Source organism: uncultured Dialister sp., from assembly GCF_937959425.1.
GTDB lineage: Bacteria > Bacillota > Negativicutes > Veillonellales > Dialisteraceae > Dialister.
Genome location: NZ_CALGPS010000042.1, coordinates 1 through 10102, shown reverse-complemented (window position 1 = coordinate 10102; position 10102 = coordinate 1). Strand labels below are relative to the sequence as shown.

Below are 10102 nucleotides of genomic sequence, written 5' to 3'. Positions count from 1 at the left end.
CGGTTCTGTGAGGGGCGGACAGAGTAATCTGATTCCGTCTACTCAACTGACAGCCGCCGTTGGCGGCTGAGGATTGTAGTGGGCTGTATTCCCGAAGGGGCCTGCCGCTGCGCGGCAGAGGGGCATATGGCATCCATCGGGCCTGACGGCCCTCGGTGCCAAGGGTTGTATAGAAGGGTTGCATCGCTTCGCTCAGGGGAAAGGCCTCGGTGGGCGCGCAGCTGCATGGCGGCTGGGATCGAGGATCGAAGATCGGGACCTTGGTGGGCGCCTCTTAAATAATGAAGGGCGCCAGTATGTATAAAACCTTTACAACCGCCCTTGCGGGCGTGGGAAAACCATGCAACCGCGCCTGCGGCGCGTGGAAATGCACCCCTTCTGCCGCCTTCGGCGGCGTCTCCCCCGGAGGGGGAGATTCTAGCGGCTCTGTATTTAGTGCAACTTATGGGGAGAAGGTGCCTCGCGGGTTGTTGTGCCCCCGCACAGCGGGGGAAAGGTGGTGCCGCAGGCACCAAAGGGGGAAAGGCCACTGCGAAGACCCTGCATAGGGTCTTCGAGTCAGCCAAAGTTGGCCCTTAGCCTGCCCATAAAAGGGCCTTCCTTTTAACTGGCTGACCGTGCGTGGCCAACTCAGCAGAATGTTTAGCACGAATTATGTAGCACAAAGCAAGCCCCGTAACGTCTTGCGTCCCCTTGAGGCGGAGACCCTGCATAGGGGTCTCCGAGTCAGTCGAAGTTGGCCCTGCATAAACTGATGAAGGAGTATCATAATTATTCTTACCCTCGTACACCCTTTTGCCGCTCCGCGGCACTTCCCCTCAAGGGGAAACGAGAAATTTAGAGAGGCCTTCCTTTTGTCCGGCTGACCGGTGAAGAGGGCCGCGTTAGCGGCGCAGGGGTGTACGATGCGGTAAGTCGAAATGATACTCTATGCGGTCGTGACTGCCGCAAGGCAGCATTCTGCAGGAGATTTCTCGACTCCGTTTCACCAGCTCCATGAAACTATGGGATTCATACCGGCTTGGACCTCCGCTCGAAATGACGGGGAGCCATAGTGCCACAAATGCAGGTCCCGTAACGCTGACTTCATACTCATCGCCCAAAGGGCGATACCACCACCCTCGGCCCAAAGGGCCGTCGCCCCCCCTTCTACACAACCCGCCGACGGATGTCGGCCACAACCTTCGGGCCCGCAGGGCCCGTCAACCTTCCCCTCTGAACCCTCTGAACCCTCTGAACCCTTCCCCAAAGAAACCAAAAACTAGAAACATTCCTCATATCATTGAATCAACGGAGGCATGCCTATGAAATACGATGTCATTATTATCGGCGGCGGGCCGGGAGGCTATGTTTGCGCCCTCAGCTGCGCCGGTTACGGCTTGAAGACGGCGCTGGTGGAGAAGCGTGAACTGGGCGGCACCTGCCTCAACAGGGGCTGCATTCCCACGAAAACGCTCCTCTTCACCGCAGGTCTTCTGGAGAATCTCCATAAATCATCCCTCTTCGGCATCAAAGATGGAAAGGGAGAGGCGAACTTTGAAGGGCTCCGGAAACGGTCTGCTGATGTGGTTTCCACCCTCCGAAGCGGCGTAGCAAAGCTGTTAAAGCAGCATAAGGTAGATGTGTACTATGGCACGGGAAAGGTGATTTCTTCTTCCCTGGTGGAAGTGGAAGGAGAAGAGGGCAGGAAAGAGCTGGAGACAGACCATATCGTCCTTGCCACCGGTGGCGCCCCCTCCGTTCCGCCCATTCCGGGCAGCACCCTTCCCGGTGTCTACACCAGTGACAGCCTGCTGGAAAAGCTGCCGGAGGCACGCCGCCTTGTCATCATCGGCGGCGGTGTCATCGGCGTGGAATTCGCCGAAGCCTACCGAGCCTTCGGGGCAGAGGTGACCATTGTGGAAATGATGCCCCGGATTCTTCCTCCCTTTGATACGGACCTGTCCCGCCACCTGGCTGCCCTTTTCCGGAAGAAGGGAATCAAGGTTATTACAAAGGCGGGCGTCAGGAAGATTGAGGAAAAGGACGGCGCCCTTTCCGTGACCTACGAATTCTCCGGGAAAGAAGAATCCCTTCCTGCCGATGCCGTGCTCATCGCCACCGGCCGCCACGGGGAAACGAAGGGCCTCCTTCCCATGGAGGCGGATATGGAGCGGGGCTGCTTCAAGGTGGATTCTCATTTTGAAACCTCCGTGCCCGGTATCTATGCCATCGGCGATATCGTCTATGGAGGCATCCAGCTGGCCCATGCGGCGGAAGCGGAAGGAAAGGCAGCGGCTGCGGCTATTGCAGGAAAGGAATGCTCCGTGGCCATGGACCTGGTACCCCAGTGTGTCTATACCATTCCGGAAATCGCAGCCGTAGGGATTTCTGAAGACAGGGCCAAAAAGGAAGGCATTCCCCTAAAGACAAGCCGCATCGTCATGGGCAGCAATGCCAAAAGCCTCATTGCCGATGAAGGGGGATACATGAAGCTCTTTGCCGATGAAGAAAATCATATTCTGGGCGGGCAACTGTTCTGCAGCGGCGCAGATAACCTGATTTCCGAAATATCCCTTGCCATTGCCAACCAACTCACTGTGGAAGATTTCCTCAAAATCATCCGTCCCCATCCCTCAGTGGAAGAATCTCTGGGAAAAGTGGCAGAAAGCCTCCTTCCCAAATAAAAGCGCACAGAAAAAAGCGTCCCTTCTCAAAAGAGAAAGGGCGCTTTTTACATGGTCTGTTACAGTGCTTTCAGTCTTTCAGCCAGCTTGGCACCATGGGCCTGGCAGTCCTTGATGACCCGGTCTTTCACAAATTCCGGGCTCACGCCGGGAATGTAAGCGCAGCCGTTGGTGTAAATGGGTTCCTCATACTCCATACCGCAGAGAGCCGCAATCTGCTGGAAATTGTAGAGGAATTCCTCCATGGGATGGCCGTTGGGGCCGCCCACCTTGTAAGCGCTGGCGGGGGAACCGGTGGTAAAGGAAATCTGGAACTTCTTCCCCTTCAGCGCCGTGCCGGCAGTGCCGTAGGCAAAACCGTGGGCAAATACATCTTCCACCCAGTGCTTCATGAGGGACGGATAGGAATACCAGAAAATGGGGAACTGGAACACAATGACATCCGCATCCTTCAGAAGAGCCTGGTCCTTTTCCACCTTTGGCTCCCAGCCTTCCTCATCCAGACGGAGCAGAGTAAACTCCGGCCCCTCAGCCTTCAGAGTTTCTAGAATGGTTTTGTTAGCCAGCGACTGATCCAGCCGCGGATGACCGGATACAACAAGAATCTTAGACATACACAGGACCTCCTTTTATCAACATGATTCAAAGCTGTCTATATTGTAGCATAGAAAAGAAGAAAGAGGGAAATAGGGACAAGCCCCTTTGGGGCTTGAGGGTTCAGGCGCCTTCGGCACGGTCGAGATCGGGACCGGGGCCTGGGCGGCGCTTTCCAGTATTCCCGTAGGTTGACGCGGCTTCGCCGCAAGGGTTGATGGCGCCGCCGGGCCTTTGGTCCTGGGCGCCAAGGGTTCTGCCTGTGATCGGCTTCGCCTTACAGGCGGGTTGAGGGCTCCGCCCTCGGGAGGTATATAGTATCGCTGCGCTGGCGAGGTACGGCGCCCTTGGGGGCGCCAGTATAAATGCCGCCTTTGGCGGCGAAAACCATACAACCGCCCTGCGGGCGAGAAAATGCATTCCCCTTTTGGTGGCTGGCGCCACCACCTTCCCCCCGCAAGCGGTGGGACTATGGGTGCTTAGCCATGGAGCCATGTCTCTTCAGGAAAGCATAGAAACCTATTCTTCCCCCTGAACAGGGGGAAGTCCGGCGTAGCTCGGATAGGGGGTGGCGAGCGCAGCGAGCCAGTCAGCAGAATGCGTATCAAGCTATATGACCTATAACGACAATCCCGTAACGCTGACTTTATAAGTATTGCCTATGGCAATCCGCAACCCTCGGGGCCAAAGGCCCCGTCAAACTTAAGAACCCTTGGGACGAAGGCCCATCCATCTTAAGAACCTTTCCCTTCACAACCCTTCTACACAACCCGCGGCGCCAGCCGCGCCCCTTTTCTTAAATCTGCGGCGTCAGCCGCCACCACAACCCTCGGGCCCGCAGGGCCCGTCAAACCTAAGAACCCTCGCCCCCTTCGCGGGCGTCAATCTTAAAAACCCTCGGGGCCTTCGGCCCCGCCCCCTTTGGTGCCTGCGGCACCACCTTTCCCCCGCAAGCGGGGGCACAATAAAAGCATGGGGCCGAAGGCCCCGTCAACCTTTTGTTTTATGCTCCCTGAAATCGGAAATAGAGAATACCAGAAGCGCCGTCCATATGGTGGCAAATCCCGTAAGCTGCACCATGCTGAAGGGTTCGTGGTAGAGGAAGATGCCAAGGAGCAGGGACAGGCTGGGGGAGAGGTACTGGCAGAAGCCAAGGACGTTCAGGGGAAGATGATTGGCGCCGGTGGAGAAAAGCACCAGCGGCGTGGCGGTGACGATACCGGCGCCTACGAAGAGTAGGTCCGTCATGCTGCTTCCCACAAGGAAGTGGCCTTCTCCTGTCTGATAAAGCCACAGGGCGTATCCAAGGGCCATGGGCAGGACAAGCAGGGTCTCCAGAGTGATACTGATGAAAGGATTGATGTGGAGCTTTTTCTTGGCGGCGCCGTAGAGGGCGAAGGTGAGGGCAAGGCCCACCGATACCAGGGGCAGGCGGCCCAGCTGGAGGGACATGCCGGTAATGCCCAGAAAGGCGATGGCGATGGAAGTCCATTTCAGCCTGGACAGCCTTTCATGGAAGAGGAGGACGCCCAGCAGCACGCTCACCAGGGGATTGATATAGTAGCCGAAGCTGGAGTCTACGATGTGGTCATGGGTGACGGCCCAGATGAAGATGCACCAGTTGGCAGTGATGAGAAGGGAGGCGGATACCATGAGGAGTCCCTTCATCCTGTCATGCAGGAAATCCCTGATGGTGGAGGACAGGAGGGGACCCATGCCCAGGACCCCAAGGAGGAGGGTCATGAAGACGAAGGACCAGATAATGCGGTGCGCCAGTATTTCATAGGCGCCGGTGCCCTCCAGAAGCTTCCAGTACAGCGGAAGCACGCCCCAGATGATATAGCAGGAAAGGGCTGCCACAAGTCCCTTTTTATATTCCGTCAAATGAACCATCTCCCTTTTTGAAATCGTAATGATACCATTATATCCCTGAAATGGGGCCGTGGCCAGTATGATATAATACAGACAGTTATGCAGCATAAGGAGTGAGTTCTATGAAATATAAAATAACAGTCCTCTTGGCCTGTGCCCTTCTTCTTTCCACCGGAGCAGCCCAGGCGGCAGACAAAAAGGACAGTATCCTGCCCAAGCGTTTTTCCGATGCCATGACCTGGAACCTCCAGAATCGGGTAGAGGATATTACCATTACCAAGGTGGCCGTCCCTGCAGACAACGCAAAGCAGGCGCCCCAGCCTCCGCAGGGAGAGGCACCTATGACGCCGCCTCCCGGAGGCTTCAACCCGCCGGACCACATCACCCAGGGCAGTGCCGCCAGAAATATGACGGAAAACGGCAGCGTGGAGGACCAGGTCTTCGGCTCCACCGGCAATGATGAAAACGCCCTTCGCGTCACCGGTGCATCGGTTTCCTTAAAGAATGTGGAAATCATGAAGCAGGAAGGAAACTCCTCCAGCACCGAAGGCGGCGATTTCTACGGCATGAACGCTGCCCTCCTTGCCACCGACGGCGCCCAGGTCACCATAGAAGATTCATCCGTCCACAGCGCGGCGCCTAACGGCAACGGCCTTTTCAGCTACGGTAAAGGTACGAAAATCACCGCCCGGAATGTGAAGATTATCACCGAAGACCATAACTCCGGCGGCATCCAGACCACCGGCGGCGCGGCCACAGAGGCGGAAAACCTCACCATTTACACAAAGGGCAATTCCTCCGCCGCCATCCGCTCCGACCGGGGCGGCGGCACGGTGTCTGTAAAAGGAGGCATTTTCTACACTGCAGGATACGGCTCTCCCGCCATTTACTCCACCGCAGATATTTCTATAGAAGGAGCCGTCCTTTCCGCCTCCCGCTCCGAAGGGGCCGTCATTGAAGGAAAGAACAGCATTGCCCTCAAAAACTGCCGCCTCACAGGAAATATGGCTGACACCCGGGTTATGGGGAAGGAAACCATCAGGGAAGAAAACGTGCACACCGTCATGATTTACCAGTCCATGAGCGGTGATGCGGAAGAGGGTACCTCCTCCTTCTCCATGGAAGGAGGCAGCCTGATTTCTAAAAAAGGGGACATTTTCTACGTTACCAATACGGACTGCACCATCCATCTGGATAACGTAAAAATCAAAAACGAAGACCCCGCCGGCGCCCTCCTTCGGGTCTCCGGAAACAGCGGTGCCCGGGGCTGGGGGAAAGCAGGTGCCAATGGCGGCAGGGCCCTCTTCACCGCTCAAAACCAGCAGCTGGAAGGAAATATCCTGGTAGATTCCATTTCCCGCCTCGCCATGACCCTCGGTAAAAACTCTCGCTGGGACGGCGCCCTGCTTCAGGAGAAAAATGACAAGGCAAGCAAAGAAGACGCAGGCGCAGACCTCACCATCGAAAAAGGAGCCACCTGGAACATGACCGGAGACTCCACGGTCCACACCCTTCGCAGCGAAGGAAAAATCGTGACCAACGGACATACATTGACCGTATTGAAAAAATAATAGAAACGCTGTCAGACGGTCAGACAATCAGACGGTCAGACGGTCAGACGCCTTACAGTCATTTCGAGGGGAGTCGAGAAATCTCCTGCCGCGATGTTTTGCTATAGCGCCATGCCGGGTGGGAAACTTTTCGTAAACAGTTTCCTGTCGATATGAGTCACATCGGCACTACGCTGCCTCGTCATTTCGAGCGAAGTCGAGAAATCTCCGGCCGGACAGTTTCCTGCCGCGATGTTTTGCTATAGCGTCATGCCGGGCAGGAAACTTCCTAAAAAAAGACTGTGAAGAAATGTCAATCATTTCCTCACAGTCTTTTTCATTTATTTCGTTCCGAAAATGCGGTCCCCTGCATCTCCCAGACCGGGGAGAATGTACTTGTGGTCATTCAGCTGGCGATCCAGAGAAGCGGTGAAAATCGGCACATCGGGGTGCGCGTTGTTCACGACCTCCACCCCTTCCGGAGCGGCTACGAGACACATGAACTTGATATTCTTCACGCCCCTCTTCTTCATCATATCGATGGCAGCCACGGCGCTGCCGCCGGTAGCCAGCATGGGGTCCACCAGGATGAAATCACGGTTCTCCACATCCGGCAGCTTGCAGTAATATTCCACCGGCTTGGCGGTTTCCGGGTCGCGGTACAGACCGATGACACCGACACGGGCGGAGGGCATAAGGTCAAGAAGACCGTCCACCATGCCGAAACCGGCGCGGAGAATAGGAACAATCCCTACCTTCTTGCCCGCTACCCGTTTGCCCCGGGCCTTCTCCAGCGGCGTCTCGATTTCAATATCCTCCAGCGGCAGATCCCTGGTGAGCTCATAGCCCATAAGAAGGGTGATTTCCTTCAAAAGACGGCGGAACTCCCCGGAGCTGGTGTTCTTGGAACGCATAATGGTCAGCTTGTGCTGAATCAGCGGATGATCAGTAATATGAATCTGCATAATGGCCTCCCTCAATGAAATAGAATCAGCGAATTTACCCATACTATTTTAGCACAAATAGGAAAAAGGCGCAGGGGGAAATGGGGACAGCCGCTTCACGGCTGAGGGTTCTAAAGTTTGACGGGGCTGCCACCCCGAGGGTTCTGGGTTTGACACGCCTTCGGCGTGAGGGTTGTAGTGGGCGGCTTTAAAATTATAAAGCCGCCTCTTATGATAAAACCTTTACAACCGACCTGAAGGTCGAAAGGAAAACAGGCCAACCGCCCCGGCGGGCGAGGGAAATGCGTTCCCCCTTTGGTGGCTGGCGCCACCACCTTCCCCCCGCAAGCGGTGGGACAATAAAGCTTCGCGAGACTATTATCTCAAAGGTGGCACAAAGCATAGCACGGGGTGTTGTGCCCCCGCACACCGTGGCGAAGGTGGTGCCGTAAGGCACCAAAGGGGGGAAAGCCACCGGAGGTGGCTAATCGTCGGACGAGGAAAAACAAAACAGCCGCCTTAGCAGGCGGGGATAGGGGTGCATTTCCATCGGGCCGGAGGCCCGGTTGTTTGGTTTTCACTGCCGTAGGCAGTGCTGCCGCCGACAGGCGGCCATAACCTGCGGGGCCGACGGCCCCGTCAACCTTCCCCTCTGGCCCCGGGGCCCCGCAGGGGCCCATTACAAAAAAAGCATGACAATCACTGGTAATTGATGTAAAATAAAACTATTGGATTATGATAATATAGGTTTTTCAGAACTTTGTTTAGAAAAGAGGAAATCTATGAAATATAGAAAAATCACTGCCCTGCTCTGCGCCCTGGCTATTGCCGGTACCGGAGTTTCTTCCGTATTTGCAGAAGACGCTGCAGCAGCTGCTTCTGCAAAGGACAGCTCCGCCGAAGCAGCAGCTCCGGCTGCCAAAGCACCGGAGGTGAATTACACCGACGCCCTTTTGAAAGGCCTGTCCCTGACACTGCCGGATGTTGAAAAATCCGTACAGGACGGCACCTTCAAGAACCTGTCCCCGGAAGCGCCGAAGCCGGTGGTGGAACAGCCTGCTCCTGAGCCGGAACCCCTTCCCGAACCGGAGCCGGAGCCTGAGCCGGAACCGGAGCCCGAGCCCGCTCCCGCGGCCAAGTACACCGCCGACCAGGGGGACACCGCCAATGAAATCGACAGTGACGGTACCTACGACGGCATGACCTATACTTCCGAAAAACCGAATGAAAACGCCCTCCGCGTATCCATGGCCTACATCAGCGCCAAAGGCGATACCTTCACCAAATCCGGTGATGTGGACGACGTCACCAATTCCGACCTCTACGGCAAGAACGCCGCCCTCCTCGTTACCCACGGCGGTCACGGCGCCTTCACCGACGCTAAGATTTCCACCACCGGAAACGGTGCCACCGCCGCCTACGGCTACAGCAAGGGCACCTACATCAATCTCACCAATGCTGCGATTTCCACCACAGGAAACTTTGCGCCGGCAGCAGAAACAGCAGAAAAAGCCATGATGAAACTGGCCAACACCACCGCTTCCACCACCGGCTATGGCTCCCCGGCCATTAAAGTGTCCAAAAACGGCGGCATCATCCTGGCGGAAAACAGCCACTTCACCACCACCGGCCAGGAATCCCACGGCGTATACACCGCCGGTGACGTTACCTTGACCGGAAGCACCGTGAACGCCCAGGCCACCAAAGCGGCAGTCATTAAAAATAACGACACCCTTTCCCTGGAAAGCTCCACCCTGGAAGGCAATGAAACAAACTCCGTGCCCTACAACATCGTCCTCTACTCCGACGAATCCGCCATCGGCACCATGGGCACCCAGCAGTTCAACGCCAAAGACTCCACCCTTATTTCCCATAAAGGCGGCATGTTCTACGTCACCAGCACCCACGGCAGAGTGACCCTGGAAAACACCACCATCCAGCAGGATGCTTCTCTCCCTGTATTCACCGTTACCGGCAACGACGGCTCCTTCGGCTGGGGCGACCCCGGAAGCAACGGCGGCCACATGCAGCTTGTACTTGTGAAACAGGAACTCACCGGCAATATCCTCGTCGACTCCATCTCCGACGTGAACATGAACATCACCGACGGCTCCACCTGGAACGGAGCCATCCACATCGTCCCCAACGCCCAGAACGGCGCTGCCTACCACACCAACGCCGACATCTTCATCGCAGCAGGCTCCACCTGGAACCTCACTGAAGACAGCGAAGTCACCACGGTTACCAACCTGGGCACCATCAACTACAACGGCCACACCATCAAACTGGCCGACGGTACAGAAATGAAAGCATAAGGAAATACAGAAAAAGCGGCGCCTCGGCGCCGCTTTTTTATGTGGAGAGGACTGCTTCGCGGCCCGGGTTCTAAAGTTTGACGGGGCTGTCACTCCGAGGGTTCTCAAGTTGTGCGCCAGTTCGGCGTGTATAGTATAGTCTGGTGAAAGCCCAGACCCGG

6 protein-coding genes are annotated in these 10102 nt (G+C 56.3%); 3 read left to right on the top strand and 3 right to left on the bottom strand.

Translation table 11 applies throughout. The features are described 5' to 3' along the window. The first annotated feature begins 1304 nt into the window (after nucleotides 1-1304). On the top strand, nucleotides 1305-2666 hold the full coding sequence (gene lpdA, locus Q0482_RS01930; protein ID WP_299142663.1) for a dihydrolipoyl dehydrogenase: 1362 nt from the start codon (nucleotides 1305-1307) through the stop codon (nucleotides 2664-2666). A 59-nt stretch (nucleotides 2667-2725) separates the two neighbouring features. On the opposite strand, the gene Q0482_RS01925 is transcribed toward lpdA, so the two are convergent. Both Q0482_RS01925 and rarD read right to left on the bottom strand, forming a co-directional pair. Then, nucleotides 2726-3280 carry an NAD(P)H-dependent oxidoreductase gene (locus Q0482_RS01925; RefSeq protein ID WP_299142660.1) on the bottom strand — a complete coding sequence of 185 codons (555 nt, stop codon included), beginning with the start codon at nucleotides 3278-3280 and terminating at the stop codon, nucleotides 2726-2728. A gap of 970 nt (nucleotides 3281-4250) precedes the next feature. Then, nucleotides 4251-5144: an EamA family transporter RarD gene (rarD, locus tag Q0482_RS01920; protein WP_299142658.1), complete on the bottom strand. Its 894-nt coding sequence runs from the start codon at nucleotides 5142-5144 to the stop codon at nucleotides 4251-4253. A gap of 110 nt (nucleotides 5145-5254) precedes the next feature. On the opposite strand from rarD, the gene Q0482_RS01915 reads away from it, so the two are divergent. Next, nucleotides 5255-6703 carry a right-handed parallel beta-helix repeat-containing protein gene (locus Q0482_RS01915; RefSeq protein WP_299142656.1) on the top strand — a complete coding sequence of 483 codons (1449 nt, stop codon included), beginning with the start codon at nucleotides 5255-5257 and terminating at the stop codon, nucleotides 6701-6703. Between the two features lie 320 nt (nucleotides 6704-7023). Here Q0482_RS01915 and upp read toward each other — a convergent pair whose 3' ends face one another. Next, a complete protein-coding gene (gene upp, locus Q0482_RS01910) occupies nucleotides 7024-7647 on the bottom strand; it encodes a uracil phosphoribosyltransferase (protein ID WP_299142654.1) in 624 nt (207 codons plus the stop codon). Nucleotides 7648-8408: 761 nt separating this feature from the next. On the opposite strand from upp, the gene Q0482_RS01905 reads away from it, so the two are divergent. Next, nucleotides 8409-9941, top strand: coding sequence for a hypothetical protein (locus Q0482_RS01905; protein ID WP_299142651.1), 1533 nt, complete (start codon nucleotides 8409-8411; stop codon nucleotides 9939-9941). The last annotated feature ends 161 nt before the right edge of the window (nucleotides 9942-10102 follow it).

Excerpts from the sequence above, each read along its gene's own strand:
- lpdA (WP_299142663.1), top strand. The coding sequence starts at position 1,305 with ATGAAATACGATGTCATTATTATCGGCGGCGGGCCGGGAGGCTATGTT.
- Q0482_RS01925 (WP_299142660.1), bottom strand. The coding sequence starts at position 3,280 with ATGTCTAAGATTCTTGTTGTATCCGGTCATCCGCGGCTGGATCAGTCG.
- Q0482_RS01915 (WP_299142656.1), top strand. The coding sequence starts at position 5,255 with ATGAAATATAAAATAACAGTCCTCTTGGCCTGTGCCCTTCTTCTTTCC.
- upp (WP_299142654.1), bottom strand. The coding sequence starts at position 7,647 with ATGCAGATTCATATTACTGATCATCCGCTGATTCAGCACAAGCTGACC.
- Q0482_RS01905 (WP_299142651.1), top strand. The coding sequence starts at position 8,409 with ATGAAATATAGAAAAATCACTGCCCTGCTCTGCGCCCTGGCTATTGCC.